General features: G+C 34.1%; 20 protein-coding genes and 1 tRNA gene. 12 read left to right on the top strand and 9 right to left on the bottom strand.

All coding sequences use genetic code 11. The annotated features are described in order from the left end of the window. The first annotated feature begins 740 nt into the window (after nucleotides 1-740). Nucleotides 741-1,703, top strand: a complete 963-nt coding sequence (locus ACQRD1_RS09440; RefSeq protein ID WP_427787392.1) for an alpha/beta fold hydrolase — start codon at nucleotides 741-743, stop codon at nucleotides 1,701-1,703. 96 nt (nucleotides 1,704-1,799) lie between these two features. On the opposite strand, the gene rsmG is transcribed toward ACQRD1_RS09440, so the two are convergent. The 8 genes from rsmG to rpmH form a co-directional block, all read right to left on the bottom strand. Then, on the bottom strand, nucleotides 1,800-2,513 hold the full coding sequence (gene rsmG, locus ACQRD1_RS09445) for a 16S rRNA (guanine(527)-N(7))-methyltransferase RsmG (RefSeq protein WP_235234068.1): 714 nt from the start codon (nucleotides 2,511-2,513) through the stop codon (nucleotides 1,800-1,802). A gap of 20 nt (nucleotides 2,514-2,533) precedes the next feature. Further along, the gene (gene mnmG / locus ACQRD1_RS09450) at nucleotides 2,534-4,441 is read right to left on the bottom strand and encodes a tRNA uridine-5-carboxymethylaminomethyl(34) synthesis enzyme MnmG (RefSeq protein ID WP_235234066.1); all 1,908 of its coding nucleotides are present in this window, start codon (nucleotides 4,439-4,441) and stop codon (nucleotides 2,534-2,536) included. Continuing rightward, a complete protein-coding gene (gene mnmE, locus ACQRD1_RS09455; protein ID WP_235234064.1) occupies nucleotides 4,407-5,840 on the bottom strand; it encodes a tRNA uridine-5-carboxymethylaminomethyl(34) synthesis GTPase MnmE in 1,434 nt (477 codons plus the stop codon). The genes mnmG and mnmE overlap by 35 nt, the downstream gene beginning before the upstream one ends. Before the next feature lie 73 nt (nucleotides 5,841-5,913). Beyond that, nucleotides 5,914-6,744 (bottom strand): RNA-binding cell elongation regulator Jag/EloR, encoded by an 831-nt coding sequence (gene jag, locus ACQRD1_RS09460; RefSeq protein WP_235234062.1) that lies wholly within the window; start codon nucleotides 6,742-6,744, stop codon nucleotides 5,914-5,916. Nucleotides 6,745-6,756: 12 nt separating this feature from the next. Next, nucleotides 6,757-7,824, bottom strand: coding sequence for a YidC/Oxa1 family membrane protein insertase (locus ACQRD1_RS09465; protein ID WP_235234060.1), 1,068 nt, complete (start codon nucleotides 7,822-7,824; stop codon nucleotides 6,757-6,759). 32 nt (nucleotides 7,825-7,856) lie between these two features. After that, a complete protein-coding gene (gene yidD / locus ACQRD1_RS09470; RefSeq protein ID WP_235234058.1) occupies nucleotides 7,857-8,069 on the bottom strand; it encodes a membrane protein insertion efficiency factor YidD in 213 nt (70 codons plus the stop codon). Between the two features lie 12 nt (nucleotides 8,070-8,081). Then, nucleotides 8,082-8,417, bottom strand: a complete 336-nt coding sequence (rnpA, locus tag ACQRD1_RS09475) for a ribonuclease P protein component (protein WP_235234056.1) — start codon at nucleotides 8,415-8,417, stop codon at nucleotides 8,082-8,084. A 49-nt stretch (nucleotides 8,418-8,466) separates the two neighbouring features. Further along, nucleotides 8,467-8,601, bottom strand: a complete 135-nt coding sequence (rpmH, locus tag ACQRD1_RS09480; protein ID WP_004607108.1) for a 50S ribosomal protein L34 — start codon at nucleotides 8,599-8,601, stop codon at nucleotides 8,467-8,469. Between the two features lie 342 nt (nucleotides 8,602-8,943). On the opposite strand from rpmH, the gene dnaA reads away from it, so the two are divergent. The 6 genes from dnaA to gyrA all read left to right on the top strand — a co-directional run bounded on the left by dnaA (nucleotide 8,944) and on the right by gyrA (nucleotide 17,463). Next, entirely contained in the window at nucleotides 8,944-10,326 is a 1,383-nt protein-coding gene (dnaA, locus tag ACQRD1_RS09485) for a chromosomal replication initiator protein DnaA (RefSeq protein WP_235234054.1), read from the top strand. Nucleotides 10,327-10,595: 269 nt separating this feature from the next. Next, nucleotides 10,596-11,705: a DNA polymerase III subunit beta gene (gene dnaN, locus ACQRD1_RS09490; protein WP_235234053.1), complete on the top strand. Its 1,110-nt coding sequence runs from the start codon at nucleotides 10,596-10,598 to the stop codon at nucleotides 11,703-11,705. Between the two features lie 8 nt (nucleotides 11,706-11,713). Beyond that, entirely contained in the window at nucleotides 11,714-11,923 is a 210-nt protein-coding gene (locus ACQRD1_RS09495; RefSeq protein WP_235234052.1) for an RNA-binding S4 domain-containing protein, read from the top strand. Further along, nucleotides 11,913-13,004, top strand: coding sequence for a DNA replication/repair protein RecF (gene recF / locus ACQRD1_RS09500; protein WP_235234051.1), 1,092 nt, complete (start codon nucleotides 11,913-11,915; stop codon nucleotides 13,002-13,004). Before ACQRD1_RS09495 ends, recF begins: the two co-directional genes overlap by 11 nt. 10 nt (nucleotides 13,005-13,014) lie before the next feature. After that, the gene (gene gyrB / locus ACQRD1_RS09505) at nucleotides 13,015-14,949 is read left to right on the top strand and encodes a DNA topoisomerase (ATP-hydrolyzing) subunit B (protein WP_235234050.1); all 1,935 of its coding nucleotides are present in this window, start codon (nucleotides 13,015-13,017) and stop codon (nucleotides 14,947-14,949) included. Nucleotides 14,950-14,976: 27 nt separating this feature from the next. Next, entirely contained in the window at nucleotides 14,977-17,463 is a 2,487-nt protein-coding gene (gene gyrA / locus ACQRD1_RS09510; RefSeq protein WP_235234048.1) for a DNA gyrase subunit A, read from the top strand. A gap of 67 nt (nucleotides 17,464-17,530) precedes the next feature. Here the strand turns inward: gyrA and ACQRD1_RS09515 are convergent, their stop codons facing one another. Continuing rightward, on the bottom strand, nucleotides 17,531-17,983 hold the full coding sequence (locus ACQRD1_RS09515) for a C-GCAxxG-C-C family (seleno)protein (RefSeq protein ID WP_235234275.1): 453 nt from the start codon (nucleotides 17,981-17,983) through the stop codon (nucleotides 17,531-17,533). A 229-nt stretch (nucleotides 17,984-18,212) separates the two neighbouring features. Here ACQRD1_RS09515 and ACQRD1_RS09520 point away from each other — a divergent pair, with 229 nt between their 5' ends. The 5 genes from ACQRD1_RS09520 (at nucleotide 18,213) to ACQRD1_RS09540 (ending at nucleotide 21,343) form a co-directional block, all read left to right on the top strand. After that, the gene (locus tag ACQRD1_RS09520; protein WP_235234274.1) at nucleotides 18,213-18,992 is read left to right on the top strand and encodes a Uma2 family endonuclease; all 780 of its coding nucleotides are present in this window, start codon (nucleotides 18,213-18,215) and stop codon (nucleotides 18,990-18,992) included. Between the two features lie 86 nt (nucleotides 18,993-19,078). Continuing rightward, nucleotides 19,079-19,921 (top strand): fumarate hydratase, encoded by an 843-nt coding sequence (locus tag ACQRD1_RS09525; protein WP_235234273.1) that lies wholly within the window; start codon nucleotides 19,079-19,081, stop codon nucleotides 19,919-19,921. Nucleotide 19,922: 1 nt separating this feature from the next. Beyond that, complete coding sequence (locus ACQRD1_RS09530) at nucleotides 19,923-20,471, top strand: Fe-S-containing hydro-lyase (RefSeq protein ID WP_235234272.1); 549 nt, start codon at nucleotides 19,923-19,925, stop codon at nucleotides 20,469-20,471. Beyond that, nucleotides 20,471-21,184: a lysophospholipid acyltransferase family protein gene (locus ACQRD1_RS09535; protein ID WP_235234270.1), complete on the top strand. Its 714-nt coding sequence runs from the start codon at nucleotides 20,471-20,473 to the stop codon at nucleotides 21,182-21,184. The genes ACQRD1_RS09530 and ACQRD1_RS09535 overlap by 1 nt, the downstream gene beginning before the upstream one ends. 71 nt (nucleotides 21,185-21,255) lie before the next feature. Next, nucleotides 21,256-21,343: transfer RNA gene (locus ACQRD1_RS09540), tRNA-Ser, on the top strand. Nucleotides 21,344-21,699: the final 356 nt, after the last annotated feature.

Here is a 21,699-nt window from a genome sequence, read left to right on the forward strand (position 1 = left end):
AAAAAAATTATATTTATTTTTTTATATTCTATTTAACCTATATATAGATAGTGGGGTTTAACCCCACTATGATGATTACGGATTATTCCGTGCTACGCACTCCCACAATCCGCCCCAATATTCGCATATCGTGGAATATACATCCCACTTTTATGCTCACATCGGGGCAGGTCTCAAGGCCTTTCACTTACTTATGAGCAAGCTCATGCGGGTTCAGACCTTTTGACCCTGACATCATATATATAAATTACAATTATATAATGTATGTATTTATTCTGGTTTTTTTAATAAAAGATAAACTTAATTCAAATGATTTTGTCTCTTTTTATCTATTTTATATTTTAATATATTCTACTAAATTACATTGACTAACTATAAGACTAGCTGATTTCTAGAAATTATATTAAAGAATTAAGCCAGTTTAAATCAAGTATGACCATAAAGTATATAAAAGTACATATCATATACAAAAGTTAAAAGGCTAATAATAGTCTTGTTAATTAAAATTTTTATAATCATATTTTTGTTCATCAATACTCGTATCTATATAAACTATTACTTTAACTAAACTAATCCATTTTTTCTTTTATTATAATTATTGCTACATAATTCTTTCAACAAAAAATCACTAACAGAACATTATTAAATTTTATGTTTCACGTGAAACATTTACACTACTTTTAATCTGTAGTATAATAAATATAGTAAAAATAAACTTTTATAATTAATGAGGTGTAATTATGGGTTGGAAAAGAAAACTTGCTACAGGCATAACGTTAATTAGTGCGTCTACAGCTGCAATACATATGATAAATAAAATAATATACTTTTCTGCAACATTAGATAATTTGTTGAGTAACCCATCTGGTTCATATTATGAATGGAAATTTGGTAAAGTTTATTATACTGCAAAGGGCCATGGTAAACCTTTACTTCTTATTCATGATTTGAATACTTATAGTTCAGGATACGAATGGCATGATATAATTTCAGAATTATCTAAGAATAATACCGTCTATTGTATAGATTTATTAGGATGTGGACGTTCTGATAAACCTAACCTTACATATACTAATTATTTATATGTACAATTAATTGATGATTTTATTAAACATGTTATCGGAAGTAAAACAGATATAATAGCAACTGGGGAATCTGCTGCAATTACGATTGCAGCCTGTCAGAATAACCAATCAATTATCGATAAGATATTAATGGTAAATCCATTAACATTGAATACACTTGAAAGAATTCCAAGTAAACGCACAAAAATTCTTGCTAAATTAATTAATTTTCCTGTTATCGGAACATTCTTATATAATATGCTGACTAAGAAAAAAGATATCGAAGATTTATTTCATAACAAGTTTTTCTATGACTTTCACAATGTTGAAAGCAGTTTAATAAATACATATTATGAAACTGCCCATTCGAGCGTCTCTTCTTCTAAGTACTTATTTGCAAGTCTTGTTGGACATTATACAACTGTAAATCTAAAACATTGTTTAGAAAAATTAACAAATAGCATTTATATCATTAACGGGAAAGAAAGAGATGAAAGTGAAAGTATATCAAAAGAATATGAAAATATATTACCTTCTATAGAATCTATATATATCGATAAATCAAATTATCTTCCTCAATTAGAAAGAAGTAAAGAATTTATAGATCAAGTAAAAATCTTTTTAGAAGATGATTTTTAATCCGCATAACTAAAATAAATTATAAGAAAACTATAAGAAAAAGCTCTGTATGACAAATTCATACAGAGCTTTTTCTGCCAAACAAACATAAACTTGTTATTTTAAAGGTTCTTTTGAAGGCAAACCAGCTTTTCGGGGATATTTTTTTCCTGTATTCTTTATTTTTTCTATTTTTATAAAAGAACGATTAATATCAGTTCCCGGAAGCTGAAATTTTACCACATTATCAAGTTTTCCGCCAAGTATTGAAATTGCTTTTTTGGATTCTAATACTTCATCATCAACATCACCTGATTTATAAGAAATAAACATACCCCCTACACGTATATATGGCAGACAATATTCTGACAACGTAGATAGATTAGCAACTGCTCTTGATACACACAAATCATATCTTTCTCGATAATCATCTTTTTTTGCAAAGTCTTCTGCTCTACCATGAATTGTATATATACCATCAAGCTTTAATTCATCTATCACAGAATCTAAAAAATTAATACGTTTATTCAGAGAATCCAAAAGTGTAATTTTTAAATGAGAAAATGCAATTTTAAGTGGAATTCCCGGAAATCCGGCACCGGTTCCAACATCAATTACAGTATTTATCTCAGACAAATCAAAAATATTTACAATGGAAAGACTGTCTACAAAATGTTTTTCTATAACCTCTTCATATTCTGTGATTCCTGTAAGATTCATTACTTTATTCCATTCTACCAGCATAGAATAAAATGTATCAAACTGTTTCTTTTGTATTTCATTAATCTGAATATTTAATTCTTTTAATTTAATTTCTAATAATTGATTCATGCCCTGCTCCAATATGTTATCTAATGCCCTCCACTGAGATATACTAATAGTACTGATATATCTGCCGGGGATACTCCTGATATACGAGATGCCTGTCCAATGGAAATTGGACGATACTCTTTTAATTTTTGTACAGCTTCAATTCTAAGACTCTTCACTGCATCGTAATCAATATCTTCTGGGATTTTTTTATTTTCAAGTTTTTTAAATTGCTCTACTTGTTTTTTTTGTCTGCTAATATATCCATCATATTTTAAAGAAATATTTACTTGCTCAATTACTTCTTCTTTAAGATCAACAGGAAGTTCTGGTCTGTTAACATCTATTTCCTTTAAAGCTTCATAAGATAATTCGGGACGACGAATCAATTCAGCAAGTGAAGATCCTGATGTTAATGGTGTACTTCCAAAGGATTCTAACAATTTCTGTACCTTATCTGTATTTCCAATATTAGCATGCTTTAATCTTTCTATTTCTGATTGAATCAGTTCTTCTTTTTTCAAAAGTCTCTGATATCTTTCTTCTGATATCAGACCAATCTCATATCCTTTTTTTGTCAATCTCTGATCAGCATTATCCTGTCTTAACAACAGACGATATTCTGCTCTGGATGTCATCATCCTATATGGTTCATGGCTTTCTTTTGTTACCAGATCATCTATCAACACTCCAATATAGGCTTCTGAACGGTCTAAGATCAAAGGTTCTTTTTCTTGCAATTTTCTTGCAGCATTGATTCCTGCAACAAGTCCCTGAGCTGCTGCTTCTTCATATCCTGAACTTCCATTAAACTGACCACCACTAAATAATCCTTCAATTGTTCGAAATTCTAATGATGGTTTCAATTGTCTTGCATCAATACAATCATATTCTATTGCATAAGCATTTCTGACAATTCGGACATTTTCAAGACCTGGAACTGTACGATACATCGCATACTGAACATCTTCCGGTAAAGAACTGGACATTCCACCGATATACATTTCATTTGTTTCCAGGCCTTCTGGCTCAATAAATACCTGATGTCTCTCTTTATCTGCAAATTTTACAACTTTATCTTCAATCGAAGGACAATATCTGGGACCTGTACCCTCAATCATCCCGGAAAATAACGGAGATCTGTCCAAATTATTACGAATAATTTCGTGCGTCTTTGAATTCGTATAAGTCAACCAACAAGAGACCTGATCTATCTGTACATCATCTGGATTCGTAGTAAAAGAAAATGGTACAACTCTATCATCGCCTACCTGTTCTTCCATTTTGCTAAAATCAACCGTATTTTTATCAATTCTTGCAGGTGTTCCGGTCTTAAAGCGATACATCTTAATTCCTAATTCTTTCAGACAATCTGTCAGATAATTGGCAGCCTGAAGACCATTAGGACCAGTATTATTACTCACATCTCCATATATACATCGGGCTTTCAGATATGTTCCGGTACAAAGTATTATGGCTTTACAATTATATATTGCACCAGAAAATGTCTGAACGCCTGTAACCTTCCCATGTTCCGTTAATATATTGACCACTTCAGCCTGCTTAATTTCAAGATTCTCTTGATTTTCTAATACCTGACGCATCGTTCTGCTATAATGTGCTTTATCAGCCTGCGCACGAAGAGAATGTACGGCGGGTCCTTTAGACTTATTGAGCATCTTTGACTGTATAAAAGTACGGTCAATCACTTTTCCCATTTCTCCTCCCAGAGCATCAAGTTCTCTGACAAGATGTCCTTTAGAACTTCCTCCTATATTAGGATTACATGGCATCAATGCTATACTGTCAACACTAACTGTAAATACTATTGTTCGAAATCCAAGTCTGGCTGTGGCAAGTGCAGCTTCGCACCCTGCATGTCCTGCACCGATTACTGCCACATCATATTCATCATTATTTACCCATGCAGAATTTGCTGAATATCTCATTAACCAAATCCTCTCCTATCGTTTCACCAGTTATACTTCCAAGAGACTCATACGCATCTAACAAATCAATAGAATAAAAATCTTCCGGCATCCCCAAATCAATACTTTCTATCACACGCTGCAAAGATGCATAAGCATCCTGAAGTGCTGTCTTATGCCTGATATTTGTAATATAAATCTCATCGTTAAATGAAAGATTTCCTTCAAAAAACATATTTTTTAAAACTTCTTCAAGTTTTTCAATTCCCAAGTTATTCTTTGCAGATACCTCTATTATAGGAGTTGTAAACTTTTTAATTTCTTTAAAATTATTTTCTTTTGCAAGATTACTTGCAAAATATGCTTTTTTCACGTTTTCTTCCGTTACTATCATATCTAAATCTGACTTATTTAGCAAGATAATTGATGGTTTATCCTGTATTATACCAAAAATTTCTTCATCATTTTTATCTAATGGAGAGGATGCATCAATTACGTATAGAATAAGATCCGCTTTATCTGCATAGCTTTTTGCTTTTTCTACACCAATTTTTTCAACAACATCTTTTGTGCTTCTAATTCCTGCAGTATCCATAATATTTAAAGATATCCCCTGCAGATTTATATGTTCTTCCAGAACATCTCTGGTTGTTCCTGCAATATCAGTAACGATTGCACGGTCTTCTCCAATTAACACATTTAATAAAGAAGACTTTCCTGCATTTGGCTTACCTAATATAACAGTCTGTATGCCTTCTTTTATAATTCTCCCATCGTCACACGTATTTAATAATACTTTGATTTCATTCATTAACTTATCTACAACAATCTTAAGTTTTTTGCCATAACCATCTACACTGATATGTTCAGGATCATCCAATGCCGTCTCTATAAATGCTGTGTGGTAAATTATTTCATTTCTTATATTACTAATTTTCTCTTTTAAATTTCCTTTTAATTGATGTAAAGAACTTTGAAGAGCATATTCATTTTGAGAAACAATCAGATCTCCTACTGCTTCTGCCTGAGAAAGATCGATTCTTCCATTCAAAAATGCTCTTTTTGTAAATTCTCCAGGTTCAGCCGGTCTTGCACCATTTTTAATCAGTATCTCAAGAATTCTTTTTACAATATATACACCGCCATGACAGTTAATTTCTACAGTATCTTCTCCTGTATAACTATGAGGTCCTCTCATTAACATTACGAGAACTTCATCTACAGTATCTTCACAATCCATAATGTATCCATAATGAATTGTATGTGATTTTTGATCTGATAACTTTTTATCTCTCTTTCCTTTATAAATCTTATCAGCAATCTCAAAAGAGTCTGAACCACTCATTCTGACAATTCCAATTCCTGAATTGCTCATAGCAGTAGAAATTGCCGCTATTGTTGTATTATATTGATTTTTCATGGTTTCCTCCATTATCATCTTTATTTGAATAGAATAAGAAAGTAGGGATTTTTCAACCCCTACTTTCTATCATTTATCTACGTACAAGTGTTACTACAACTCTTCTATATGGTTCCTCGCCCTCGCTATGTGTGGATACAGCCGGATCAGACTGTAATGCTGAGTGGATAATTCTTCTTTCATATGGATTCATAGGCTCCAAAGAAACTGTTCTTCTTGTTCTCTTTACTTTACTTGCAATATTCTTTGCAAGATTTTCAAGAGTTTCTTTTCTTCTTCTGCGATAATCTTCTGTATCGAGTTTTACTCTTACATATCCATCCTGCATCTTATTTGCAACTCTATTTGTCAAATATTGAAGGGAATCAAGAGTCTGTCCACGTTTTCCAATCAGAATTCCCATATTGCTTCCTTCCATATCAATAGAAAGTGCTCCCTCTTCATCTACAGTAGATGTAACCTTTACATCTTTCATATCCATTGCATTTAATACATCATAGATAAACTTCTCACATGCTTCTATTGTCTGAGGTTCAATTTTGGCAAGTTCAACTTCTTTTCTCTCAGCTGCAGAAGATTCTTTTACAGGTTCATCATGCTTTTCTTTCTTTTCTTTCTTTTCTTTTCTATCCTTAGAAATGTTCTTCTTCTTAGGTTCTTTCTTTGGATATTCCTTCACAGGTTCTTCCTTTGGAATCTCTACTTCTTCAATTTCTTTCTTTTCTTCAACAACAACTTTTTTGCGTGCCTTAATGACAGCTTGTTTCATTCCAATTCCTAAAAAACCTGCACTACCTTTTTCAATAACTTCATAATCTAACTGATCACTTGTTACACCTAATTGAATTAATGCTTCTGTAATTGCATCATCCAGATTTTTTGCTGATACAGTAATATAATCCATAACAGCCGCCCCCTAATCATTTTCATTAAATTTCTTAACCATATTTGCTTTTGCTGCAAGACTTCCTGCCTTTGCATTATTTGCATTTGCTTTCGCTTTTGCGATCTTTTCTTCTTTTTCTTTCTCACTCATACCAGATACATTGAGTTTTGCAGAATCCTTGATACCTCTGGTATTTGTCTGTGCCATTGCATTAATTCTTTCGGCTTTTTCACTTCTCTGTGCTTTTTTCTTTTCTGCTTTCTCTTTATTTTTTTCAATCAGATCTTCTACAGACATTTTAGAAAGATGCTTATTAATAAATACTTGCTGAACCATACGAACAACCGCACTTACAATCCAGTAAAGACCAATACCTGATGCCAGTGTAAATACCATGAATACAGAGAAAATAGGCATTGTATAATTCATTGTATTCATAGTACCTGCCATCGGATTATCTTTATCCATCTGCTGTCCTGAAATTGCCTGTGATAATTTGATACTTCCGAACTGTGTCAATCCAGACAATACCGGCAATACAACTGCTGTAATAATAATTACAACTGCGGGAAATGCATAAGAACCACTATTCTTGATCATTGTGATCGGAGATATTGTAAGATCAGGAATTGTAAGGAAACTATTTACCGCTGCAGGTGCATTCTTTATTGCAGGTACATAATTCTGAATATCATAGATGACCGGATATAGAGCAAATAGCAATGGCATCTGGATTAACATTGGAAGACATCCACCAGTCATAGAGGTTCCATATTTATCATAAACCTGCTGGATTTCTTCCTGTTGCTTCATCATAGAAGCCTGATCTTTTTTATTTCTATATTTTTTCTGAATTGCCTGAATCTCCGGATTCATTACAGAAGTCATCTTTGACGTTCTCTGTTGCTTAATGGTAAGAGGCATCATACATGTATATACCAAAACAGTATAAATGATAATTGATAAACCAACTAAACCAGTGTCGCTTGGTAAAACATTATCTAATATCGTATAGATAAAGTTCATAACTTTACCTAACAGCCAGCAAATCTGACCTACAATCGGCCAATTCGCTGCAGTCAGTAAACTCACAGTCATAATTTTTTCCTCCCTATTGTTGTAATTCTTTTTTAAGGAACAGGGTCGTATCCACCCTTGGCAAACGGATTACAACGAAGTATTCTCCATGCTGCCATGAGTCCACCTTTTAATGCACCATATTTTTCAATTGCCTCTACTGCATATTGAGAACAAGTTGGATAATAGATACAGGTAGAATACCCTTTCAGCCCGGATAGATACTTCTGATAGAACTTAATACAGCCTAACAGAATCTTTTTCATAATACGTTACCCCTAATCTATAATTTCATGAAGATGACCCAAATGGAGCATTGCGCTGTCAATTTCCTTATAACTTTTACCTTTAGCGCCTATTCTTGCTATCACAACTATATCAAATCCACATTTGAATCTATCTTCTTGTAATCTATAGCTTTCTCTGATTAATCTTGTTAATCTGTGTCGTACTATACTGTTACCTACTTTTTTACTTACCGATATTCCTAATCGATTCTGACTGGTCTTATTATCTAGTACATACATGACCAGATACTTATTTGCATAGGATATCCCATGTTTATAAACATTCTGAAAATCCTTATTTTTTTTCAATGATTCGGAATATTTCATTGACTAATTCTCCCAATTTTTGTAGAAGAAAAGGCCACATATATGCGGCCTACGCTGATAATCTCTTTCTTCCTTTTGCTCTTCTGCTTGCAAGTACTTTTCTTCCACCTGCTGTGCTCATTCTAGATCTAAATCCATGAACTTTAGCTCTTTGTCTCTTTTTTGGCTGGAATGTCATTTTCATAGATATCCACCTCCTTATATTTTATAAGGGAATAATCCCACTTTTTTTCTAAAGACATCATTTTTGATTATATTAAAAAAATGCCTCTACGTCAAGCAAAACCTGGATTTTTCTAAATTAATTTATCCACAAAATGTGGATAACACGTGGATTTTAAGTGGATAACGTGTGGATATCATTTATTTTTTTTATTTTTATCTCGAATATCTGCATTTTAAACTTGTGAATAAAGTTATCCACACTGATTAAAGATTGCTTAAATCTCTATTTTGATGTAGAATAGTAAAGAGTGGGTTATTATTTAAAATACCACGAATTGGATAGAATTAGGAGTTTATTGTAATGAACATTGTGAAGGAAAAGTGGCCTGAAATTATTGAACATCTTAGAGTAGAACATGAACTGTCCAACGTATCATTCTCGACTTGGATACAACCTCTGAAAGTATATGATGTCATCGATAATACTGTATTTATTTTGGTAAATATGAATGCCAGTGTAGAATATATTGAAAAAAAATATCTTCTTCCGTTGAAAGTTTGTATTGCTGAAATTACCGGTATTGAATTTGAAGTTGTGTTCATCTCCGAAGATGATGACAAATTGAATGAAATTCAAAGCATGTCTATTGAAGCAACAAATAAAAAGAAGACAAAGTCCGCTGCTGAAAAGGCAGGACTGAATCCAAAATATACTTTTGATACTTTTGTTGTAGGAGGTAACAATAATTTTGCTCATGCAGCTTCACTTGCAGTAGCAGAATCTCCTGGCGAAGTGTACAACCCATTGTTTTTATATGGAGGAGTTGGACTTGGAAAGACTCATCTTATGCATTCGATTGCACACTTTATTTTAGACAAAAATCCAAAAAAGAAGGTATTATATGTCACTAGCGAGACATTTACAAATGAACTGATCGAAGCATTGAAAAATGGTAAAACAGCAGGCAATGAATCTGCAATGTCTAAATTCCGCGACAAATACCGCAATAACGATGTTTTGTTAATTGATGATATTCAATTCATCATTGGAAAAGAAAGTACACAGGAAGAATTCTTCCACACTTTTAATCATCTTCATACTTCTGGAAAGCAGATCATTATCTCCAGCGATAAGCCTCCAAAAGATATCGAGACCTTGGAGGCACGACTTCGCACACGTTTTGAATGGGGATTGATTGCTGATATATCATCCCCAGATTATGAGACACGTATGGCAATTCTCCAGAAGAAGATCGAACTTGATCATCTGGAAAAATATAATATACCACGTGATGTTCTGGAATACATTGCTACAAATGTAAAAACAAATATCCGTGAACTGGAAGGTTCACTTAATAAACTGATTGCTCTTTTCAAATTAAATAATAACGGGCCAATCGATATTACCCTGGCGGCAGAAGCATTAAAAGACATTGTTTCTTCTAATAATAGAGAAGTAACTCCAGAATTGATTCTGGATATTGTATCTGAACACTTCGGTGTATCCATTGCTGATTTAAAGAGCAATAAACGTAATGCAGATATTGCAAATCCACGGCAGATCACCATGTATCTGATTCGTACCATGACTGAGACACCTTTAAAAGCAATTGGTATCATTCTGGGAGGTAAAGATCATTCTACTGTCAAATATGGAGTTGAAAAAATTACTGCAGAATTAAAAACAGATGAAACTTTATCTAATACAATTAATATAATAAAGAAGAAAATCAATCCTGCATAATGTTTATAACATGTGGACAACCTTCGGATAAGATGTGGATAATCAGGTATAATTCATTTTTTTTAGAAATAAAAAAGTATTTAAAGACAAGTTATCACCAGTACTTCCACATCAGATTCAAAGCTGTTCCACAGACATTTCAAAACCTGAAACACTGATAAATAAAGGGCTGAAAGCAGTTATCCTCTTTTCCACAGCCCCTAATAAGAAGGAGACGTAATTATTTAATATATATATTTATTTATGTCCCCGTGAAAGGAGTTATACACATGAAAATAATTTGTAATAAATCCAATTTGGTAAAAGGAGTTAGCACAGTATCTAAAGCAGTACCATCAAAAACAACGATGCCAATTCTGGAATGTATCTTAATTGATGCTACAAATGATATTATACGATTGACTGCAAACGATATGGAATTAGGAATTCAGACAGATATTGAGGGAGAGATCATTGACCGTGGAATGATAGCCATTGATGCCAAGATATTCTCAGAGATTGTAAGAAAGCTCCCAGACAATGAGATTACCATCGAAACGGATGAGAATCTTCAGACTGTTATTACCTGTGAAAAAGCAAAATTTGATATTGCAGGAAAGCCTGGAGAAGAATTCTCTTATCTTCCAATTATTGAAAAAGAAGAATCCATTGAAATATCTCAATTTACTTTGAAAGAAGTTATCAGACAGACAATCTTTTCTATTGCAGATACAGAAAGCAACAAATTAATGACCGGAGAATTATTTGAGATAAAAAATAATATTCTGAGAGTCATATCTTTGGATGGACATCGTATATCCATTCGTAAAATAGAATTGAAAGATTCAGTAAGTGATAAAAAATTAATTGTTCCAGGAAAGACTTTGATTGAAGTAAGTAAGATTCTGTCTGGAGAAGTAGAAAGCATAGTTTATATTTCTTATACCAACAATCATATTGTATTTGAGTTTGATAATACGGTTGTAGTGTCAAGACTGATCGAAGGTGAGTATTTTAAAATAGATCAGATGCTTTCTAATGATTATGAGACAAAAGTAAGAATTAATAAAAAAGAGTTATTAAACTGTATTGACAGAGCAACATTACTTGTAAAAGAAGGAGATAAAAAGCCAATTATCATCAATATTGGTGATGAAGTCATGGAATTAAAGATAAAATCACAGATTGGATCTATGAATGAAGAAATATTTATTAGCAAAGAAGGAAAAGATCTGTTGATAGGTTTTAATCCCAAATTTTTAATCGATGCACTTCGTGTTATTGATGACGAAGAGGTAACTTTGTATCTGATGAACGCAAAAGCACCATGCTTTATCAAAGATGAAGAAGAGAGCTATATCTATCTCATTCTTCCGGTAAACTTTAATGCAGTAGCGTAGGGGGAAAAATGGAAACTATAAAATTACGTGAAGAATATATTAAACTCGGACAGGCATTAAAAGCGGCAGGTCTGGTAGAGTCTGGGGTAGAAGCAAAAGAAGTTATTGTAGATGGTCTGGTAAAGGTAAATGGTGAAACAGATACCCGAAGAGGACGCAAATTATATGCCGGAGATATTGTTATTTTTGATGGAGAAGAAATAAGAATTGAAGATTAAATCTTTAAAACTCAAAAATTTTAGAAATTATGATCTTTTAAAACTTGATTTTGATGATAATACTAATATATTTTATGGTGACAATGCTCAGGGAAAAACAAATATATTAGAGGCTGTATATCTTTCTGGAACAACAAAATCGCATCGAGGTGCCAAGGACAAAGATATGATTCAATTTGGAAAAGATGAATCACATATTGAGGCAGTTGTCGAAAAAAATGGAATTGAATATCAGTTAGATATGCATTTGAAAAAAAATAATCCAAAGGGAATTGCAATCAATAAAATTCCTATAAGGAAAGCCAGTGAACTATTTGGAATTGTAAATCTTGTATTTTTTTCACCAGAGGATTTGAATATTATCAAAAATGGTCCTTCTGAGAGAAGAAGATTTATTGATCTTGAGCTATCTCAATTGGATAAGGTATACCTGAATAATCTGTCCAATTATAATCGTATTGTGAATCAAAGAAATCATCTATTAAAAGAGATGGGGACATTCAGGCAAGAACAACTGATGGATACTCTTGACATCTGGGAATTGCAATTAATTCAATATGGTACTAAAATAATAGATAGAAGAAAAGAATTCATAAAAGAAATTAATAAAATAATTTCTTCTGTCCATAAAAAATTAACTGGTAAAAGAGAAGAAATACAGATAATCTATGAACCCAGTAATGGAAATCTTACATTAGAACAAGCATTAAGAAAGAACAGAGAGAGAGATCTGAGAATTAAAAGTACATCTGTAGGACCTCACAGAGATGATATATGTTTTATGATCCAAGATCTGGATATCAGACGTTTTGGATCACAAGGACAACAGAGAACTGCTGCATTATCATTAAAACTTTCTGAAATAGAATTAGTAAAACAGGCCATACATGACACGCCTGTTTTATTGCTTGATGATGTATTGTCTGAACTTGACAAACATAGGCAAAACTATTTATTAGATAGTATTCATGATATACAGACACTTATTACCTGTACAGGGGTAGAAGATTTTGTAAATCATTGTTTTTCTATAAATAAGGTGTTTCATGTCCAGAATGGACAAGTGACTAATGAGAACTAGGAGGATAAGAATGAGTACAGAAAAAGTACAGCACGAATATGGTGCGGATGAAATTCAGATTTTGGAAGGCCTTGAAGCTGTTAGAAAACGTCCTGGTATGTATATTGGAAGTACTTCATCCCGTGGACTTCATCATCTTGTATATGAGATTGTTGACAATGCTGTAGATGAAGCATTAGCTGGTTTTTGTGATACGATATTTGTAACAATTAATAAAGATAACTCTGTAACTGTATTGGACAATGGCCGTGGAATCCCTGTTGGAATTAACCACAAATCAGGTCTTCCTGCTGTTGAAGTTGTATTTACTGTTCTACATGCCGGTGGTAAATTCGGAGGTGGAGGATACAAAGTATCTGGAGGACTTCATGGAGTTGGTGCTTCTGTTGTAAATGCATTGTCTAATTGGCTGGAAGTAGAGATTTATCGCGAAGGTAATATCTATAAACAGCGTTATGAACGTGGAAAAGTAGTTCAGAAATTAGAAGTAATTGGGAAATGTGATACTGAAACAACAGGAACAAAAGTAACATTTCTCCCGGATAATACAATTTTTGAAGATACTGTTTTTGAATACAATATTTTAAAGCAGCGATTCCGCGAGATGGCATTTTTGACAAAAGGATTAAAAATTGTACTTCGCGATGAGAGACCAGAAGAAAAACCAATAGAAAAGACATTCCATTATGAGGGTGGAATTAAAGAATTTGTAGAATATTTGAATAGAAGTAATACACCGTTGTATGAAGATATTATTTATTGTGAAGGCATGGTAAATAACGTATCTGTAGAAGTTGCAATGCAGCATAATGATTCATATTCAGACAATACGTATGGATTTGTCAATAATATTACAACCCCGGAAGGCGGAACACATGTTGTGGGATTTCGTAATGCATTGACAAAGACATTTAATGATTATGCAAGAAAAAACAAATTATTAAAAGACAGTGAACCGAATCTGTCAGGTGAAGATATTAGAGAGGGTCTGACTGCAATTATCAGTGTAAAAATTGAAGATCCCCAGTTTGAAGGACAGACAAAACAAAAATTAGGAAATAGTGAAGCAAGAGGTGCAGTGGATAGTGTTGTAAGTAAGCAGCTGGAAGTTTATCTTGAACAGAATCCGGCAGTTGCTAAGATGACTATTGAAAAATCTGTAATGGCTCAGCGTGCAAGAGAGGCTGCAAGAAAAGCAAGAGATCTGACCAGAAGAAAATCCGCGTTGGATGGCATGTCACTTCCTGGTAAGTTAGCGGACTGTTCAGACAAGGATCCTAAGAACTGTGAAATCTATATCGTAGAGGGAGATTCTGCGGGTGGTTCTGCTAAGACGGCAAGAGACCGGGCAACACAGGCAATCCTGCCTCTTCGTGGTAAGATATTGAATGTGGAAAAAGCAAGACTGGATAAGATATATGGAAATGCAGAGATTAAAGCAATGATTACTGCTTTTGGTACAGGAATCCATGATGATTTTGATATTTCCAAATTACGTTATCATAAGATTATTATTATGACGGATGCCGATGTAGATGGTGCTCATATCAGTACCTTATTATTGACATTTTTATATCGGTTTATGCCAGATCTAATTAAAGAAGGGTATGTATATCTGGCTCAGCCTCCATTATATAAACTGGAAAAGAATAAAAAGGTATGGTATGCGTACAGTGATGAAGAGTTAGACCGTATCCTGTCTGAAGTAGGACGTGATACCAATAATAAAATCCAGCGTTATAAAGGTCTTGGAGAGATGGATGCAGAACAGCTCTGGGAAACAACTATGGATCCGGAACACAGAATCTTACTTCGAGTAACGATGGATGAAGAGTCAACTTCAGAATTAGATCTTACATTTACAACTTTGATGGGAGATAAAGTAGAACCGAGAAGAGAGTTCATTGAAGAAAATGCAAAATACGTAAAGAACTTAGACGTATAACACAACACATAGAAAGGGATACAACTAATGGAAGATAATATTTTTGATAAAGTCCACGAAGTGGATCTCAAAAAAACAATGGAGACCTCCTATATTGATTATGCTATGAGTGTTATTGCTTCTCGTGCATTACCAGATGTAAGAGATGGTTTGAAACCAGTTCAACGTAGAATACTTTATTCTATGATAGAATTAAATAATGGTCCTGATAAGCCACATAGAAAATGTGCACGTATTGTCGGTGATACTATGGGTAAATATCATCCACATGGTGACAGTTCTATATATGGTGCTTTGGTTAATATGGCTCAGGAATGGTCTACCAGATATCCATTGGTAGATGGTCATGGAAACTTTGGTTCTGTAGATGGTGATGGTGCGGCTGCTATGCGATATACAGAAGCCAGACTAAGTAAGATATCTATGGAACTGACTGCCGATATCAATAAAGATACCGTAGATTTTGTACCGAACTTTGATGAGACAGAGAAAGAACCGACTGTACTTCCGGCCAGATTTCCAAATCTTCTGGTAAATGGTACTTCCGGAATTGCCGTTGGTATGGCAACCAATATACCTCCACACAATCTGAAAGAGGTTATCAATGCAGTTGTAAAAATTATAGATAATCAGATTGAAGATAAAGAAGAGACTACAATAGAAGAGATCTTAAAGATTATCAAAGGACCGGATTTTCCGACAGGCGGTATGATTCTTGGAACCAGAGGAATTGAAGAAGCATATAGAACCGGACGAGGCAAGATTCGTGTTCGTGCCGTGACAGATATTGAGACTATGCCAAATGGAAAGAGCAGAATTATTGTAACTGAGCTTCCATTTATGGTGAATAAAGCAAGATTGATAGAAAAGATCGCTGAAATGGTCAGAGATAAGAAGATAGAAGGAATTACAGACTTAAGCGATCAGTCAAGCCGTGAGGGTATGCGTGTTGTTATTGAACTTCGAAGGGACGTCAATGCAAACGTTATCTTAAATCAATTATATAAACATACACAACTTCAAGATACTTTTGGAGTTATCATGCTGGCACTGGTCAATAATGAACCAAAAGTTATGAATCTTCTGGAAATGTTGAATTGTTATCTGCAGCATCAGGAAGAGGTTGTAACCAGACGTACCAGATATGAATTAAATAAAGCAGAAGAAAGAGCACATATATTAGAAGGTTTGTTGATTGCTCTTGATAATATTGATGAAGTTATTAAGATTATCAGAGGTTCACAGACAGTTCAGATTGCAAAATCAGAATTAATGGAGAGATTCGGGTTGTCTGATGTTCAGGCTCAGGCAATCGTTGACATGCGTCTTCGTGCTCTGACCGGTCTGGAACGGGAAAAACTGGAAAAAGAATATAACGAATTGATGGAACAGATCAGCAGATTAAAAGCAATCTTAGCTGACAGAAAACTTCTTCTTGGAGTAATCAAAGAGGAAATTCTTGTCATTCGTGATAAATACGGAGATGAAAGAAGAACCTCAATTGGATTCGATGAGTTCGACATCTCTATGGAAGATTTGATTCCGAAAGAAGATGTTGTTATTACAATGACAAAGCTTGGATATATCAAGCGTATGTCAAATGATACTTTCAAATCTCAGAATAGGGGAGGAAAAGGTATCAAAGGAATGCAGACATTGGAAGAAGACTATGTAGAAGAGTTATTTATGACTCATACACATCATTATATTATGTTCTTTACCAATACGGGACGTGTATATCGTCTAAAAGGGTACGAAATTCCGGAAGCAAGTCGTACTTCAAGAGGAACAGCAATTGTGAATCTTCTTCAATTAATGCCTGGAGAAAAAATCAGTGCCGTTATTCCAATTGATGAATACAGAGATGGAGAGTACCTTCTGATGGCTACAAAGAAAGGTCTTGTAAAGAAGACTCCTATCAAAGAATATGCGAACGTCCGTAAGACAGGACTTGCAGCTATTACACTTCGGGAAGAAGATGAATTGATTGAAGTAAAATATACCGATAATGACAGAGATATTTTCATGATAACCAAGTATGGTCAGTGTATTCGTTTTAATGAAAAAGATGTACGCCCAACAGGAAGAACATCTATGGGAGTACGCGGAATGAATCTGTCGGATCGTGATGAAGTCATTGGAATGCAGTTGGATTCCCAGGGCGAAGAACTTTTGATCGTATCAGAAAAAGGTATGGGAAAGAGAACTTCAATGGAAGAATTCACACGCCAGAACCGTGGAGGAAAAGGTGTAAAGTGTTATAAGATTACAGAGAAGACTGGTAATGTAGTCGGAGTAAAAGCTGTAAATAATGATGATGAGATTATGATTATCAATACAGAAGGTATTATCATTCGAATGAAATGTGAAGGAATATCTACACTTGGAAGAGTAACATCTGGAGTAAAACTGATAAACCTTCCAGAAGGAGATATCGTTGCAAGTATAGCAAAAGTGCGAAAAGGTGACGAGGAAGAAAAAGCTTCAGAAGAAATAATGGATCCTATTGAGTAATAATGTAAAAAAATCGGGACAAAAAATCTTTTGTCCCGATTTTTTTATGTAAACTTTTTGACAGTAATTAGTTTTCAGATTCAAGTTCACGGATAATTATTTCAGCAACTTTTTTTACTGTAAAGGAAACAAAATCTGTACATTGAGCCTTTCTTTCAGGAGAATTTTTTTCTTTTCCTTTCGTAAGAACTCTGCAGCATGTACCTCCGCAGTAATCTTTGAATGCGTCATGCATTTCGTTTGTTAATGCAAAACATTTTGTGATTTTCGGATCTCCAGGAGTTCTTCGTCCAAAGAAATAACCAATACACATTGTTGCGCCTGCTAACGCACCGCAGATACATCCGCCTCCACCAAGTCCCCACGGAAAACCTGAGCTCATAGCGATGGCATCATCAGAAAGATCTATCTCAAAATGCTTTCTGATAGCGTAGATCACAGATTCTGAACAGGCAAAGCCAGCATTAAAAATATCTACGGCATCCTTCTGTAATTGCTCTATGTTGATATTTGTAGTCATAATAATCCCCCTTTTTGGATTTTATCTTGTTCTTAATTAGTATTTTATACCAATAGAGGTTGTTTTAAAAGAAATATTTGCGAGTCAATTATAGATATAATCATAATATTTCCACAAATATATAAAATGGAAATATTATGGATATAATAAAATACAAATGGTTGATTTATAGTGATATATAAAATATAATATGCTTACAGATTCACATTTTATTATGGAAGTGATTAAAATGACAATTCAGGAAATGTTAAAACGAAAGACAGAGCTTGGCTATACTTATGCACAACTTTCGGAGCTTTCCGGTGTACCTGTAGGTACAATCCAGAAGATTTTTTCAGGAGTAACAAGTTCACCAAGATATGAGACACTTCGTGCATTGGAGCAGGTGTTAAAGAAACCTGAGAATTCTTATAAGGTGAAGAAGCAAGGGGAATATACTTTAGAAGATTATTATAAGATACCGGATGAGAGGCGTGTCGAGTTAATTGATGGAGTGATATACGATATGTCATCTCCTACCTCTGCACATCAGCTAATAGCAGGACTTATATACAGTAAGATGATTTCTCATGTGTTAGATAAAAAAGGAAAGTGTCTTCCGATGATATCACCGATTGATGTACAGCTTGATTGTGATAATAAGACGATGGTACAGCCGGATGTAGTTATTGTGTGTGACAGGGATAAAATCATTAATCGCTGTATTTATGGAGCTCCGGATTTTATTATTGAAGTCATATCCCGTTCATCGACCAAACGAGACTCTGTGATCAAGCTTAATAAATATTTAAATGCCGGGGTAAGAGAATACTGGATGATAGATCCGAACAGAAAAAAGGTTATTGTATATAATTTTGAAACAGAAAATTATCCGGTAATTTATGGATTTGATGCAAAGATTCCAGTTGGTATATGGGATAATGAATTGGAGATTGATTTTCAGGAAGTGTATGATCATATAAGCTTTTTATATAAGAGAGATAAAGATACAGAGTATTCAGAATATTAACTTGTATATTCAGTGGGGACAGGGTAAAATTAATTTGGGACGGAGTATTTTTGAAAAACCCCCGTCCCAAATGAAGGAGGAAGTAGATGAGAACAATCGATGTAAGTGAAATTACAAAGAATATTAAAGAAATGTGTATAGAAGCGAATCATTTTCTGTCAAAGGACATGGATGTAGCTTTGAAGAACGCTGTAAAAACAGAAGAATCACTTCTTGGCAGACAGATTTTAAATCAACTTCAGGAGAATCTTCAGATTGCAGCAAAAGATATGATTCCCATATGCCAGGATACTGGAATGGCAGTAATATTTATGGAAATTGGACAAGAAGTTCATTTTGAAGGTGGAAGTCTTGAAGATGCTATAAATGAAGGAGTACGCCAGGGATATACAGAAGGTTTTTTGAGAAAGTCAGTAGTAGGTGATCCGATCCTTCGTGAAAATACTAAGGATAATACACCTGCAATCATTCATTATAGTATTGTAGAAGGCAATAAAGTAAAGATAAAAGTTGCTCCAAAGGGATTTGGAAGTGAAAATATGAGCCGTGTATTCATGTTGAAGCCGGCAGATGGAATTGAAGGTGTAAAAAATGCAATTTTAACTGCAGTAAAAGATGCTGGTCCGAATGCATGTCCTCCGATGATTGTAGGCGTTGGAGTAGGAGGAACTTTTGAAAAATGCGCACTTATGGCAAAAGAAGCACTTACTCGAGAGGTTGGATCACATTCAGATATTCCATGGGTAAAAGAATTAGAAGAAGAGATGCTTGATAAAATTAACAGATTAGGTATTGGCCCAGGTGGATTGGGAGGAACAACAACTGCACTTGCAGTAAATGTAAATACTTATCCTACTCATATCGCAGGACTTCCGGTTGGAATTAACATTTGCTGTCACATAAATAGACACATTATCAGGGAGGTATAAGATGGATAAGCACATAAAAGCACCAATAACAAAAGAAGTATCTCGTTCGCTACATGCCGGTGATTACGTATATATCACAGGGACAATCTATACTGCAAGAGATGCTGCGCATAAACGGATGGATGAAGCCTTATCAAATGGAGAAAATCTTCCGATTAATATAGAAAATCAGGTCATATATTACATGGGACCATCTCCTGCAAGAGAAGGACGTCCAATTGGTTCTGCCGGACCAACAACAGCAAGCCGTATGGATAAATATGCGCCCAGACTTCTTGATCTTGGTTTATCAGCAATGATAGGAAAAGGAAAAAGGAGCAAAGAAGTACTGGATGCAGTTGTTAGAAATGAAAGTGTCTATTTTGCTGCTGTAGGTGGAGCAGGCGCATTATTGTCAAAATGTATCAAATCATCAGAAGTTGTTGCTTATGATGACTTAGGCACAGAAGCAATTCGGAAATTAGAAGTTGAGAATTTTCCAGTAATTGTTGTTGCGGACTGTGAAGGAAATAATTTATATGAAACTGCGATTAAGGAGTATCAAAGATAATGAAGAGAATATTATTAATGGTATTTCGAAATATTTTCCTTGTACCGTTTATGTGGATAAAATTGTGTTATCATGCACATTATGTTGATAAATATGAAGAAAAAGAACATTATAAGATGTTACAATTTATCTGTCATAGGGCAAATAAAGGTGGAAATGTTACAATAGATGCACATGGCCTTGAAAATATACCAAAAGAACAAGGATTTATGTTTTTCCCGAACCATCAGGGATTATACGATGTTCTTGCGATTGTAGATGTGTGTCCATATCCATTTTCCGTTGTTGCAAAAAAAGAAGTTTCTAATATTCAATTTTTAAAACAAGTATTTGCATGTATGCAAGCCTATATGCTGGATCGTGAAGATGTTCGTCAGGCGATGCAAGTAATTATTGATGTGGCAAATGAAGTAAAAAAGGGAAGAAATTATCTTATATTTGCAGAGGGAACACGATCTAAAAATGGAAATCATCCAGGTGATTTTAAGGGTGGTAGTTTTAAAGCTGCGACAAAGGCTCAATGTCCAATCATACCAGTTGCATTAATAGATTCATTTAAACCATTTGATACAAACAGTATTAGCCCTGTAACGGTTCAGGTTCATTTTCTGGAACCATTATATTATGAAGATTATAAAGATATGAAAACAAAAGAAATAGCAGCATTGGTAAAACAACGTATTGAGCAAACGATTAATGCAAATACATTGTAAATGAAGTATTTTGTAAATACTGAAAAAAATGATTGACAATAGGCAGAAGGTCTAGTATAATAACTTCTGCTGGAGAAATACTCAAGAGGCTGAAGAGGCGCCCCTGCTAAGGGTGTAGGTCGGGTGACCGGCGCGAGGGTTCAAATCCCTCTTTCTCCGTTTTAGTCAGTATTGACTGTCTGGAACAAAAAGTTTCAGACAGTTTTTTATGGCTAATGTAGACCCCATATATAGAAGAAAAAAGGGTAAATATATACAGAATATTGTGTTAAAAAAAGATGTTGAAAAAAATCGAAAAAAGATTAAAAAACATCTTGACATATAAAAGAACACATGGTATTATGTATAGGCTGACTCGTGAGAGACAGACAAAGATAAAAAGAACCTTGATAATTAAACAATAGACAACAACCCTGAAGATTTCTTTAAGAGAAAAATTCAGAACGAGACATTTAAATGTCGACCTTAAAACAGTAAAAGGGATAAGAAAGCTAGTAGTTTTCTTGACCTGGAAT

Origin of the sequence: Bariatricus sp. SGI.019, assembly GCF_050315235.1 — a bacterium.
Classification (GTDB): domain Bacteria; phylum Bacillota; class Clostridia; order Lachnospirales; family Lachnospiraceae; genus JAFBIX01.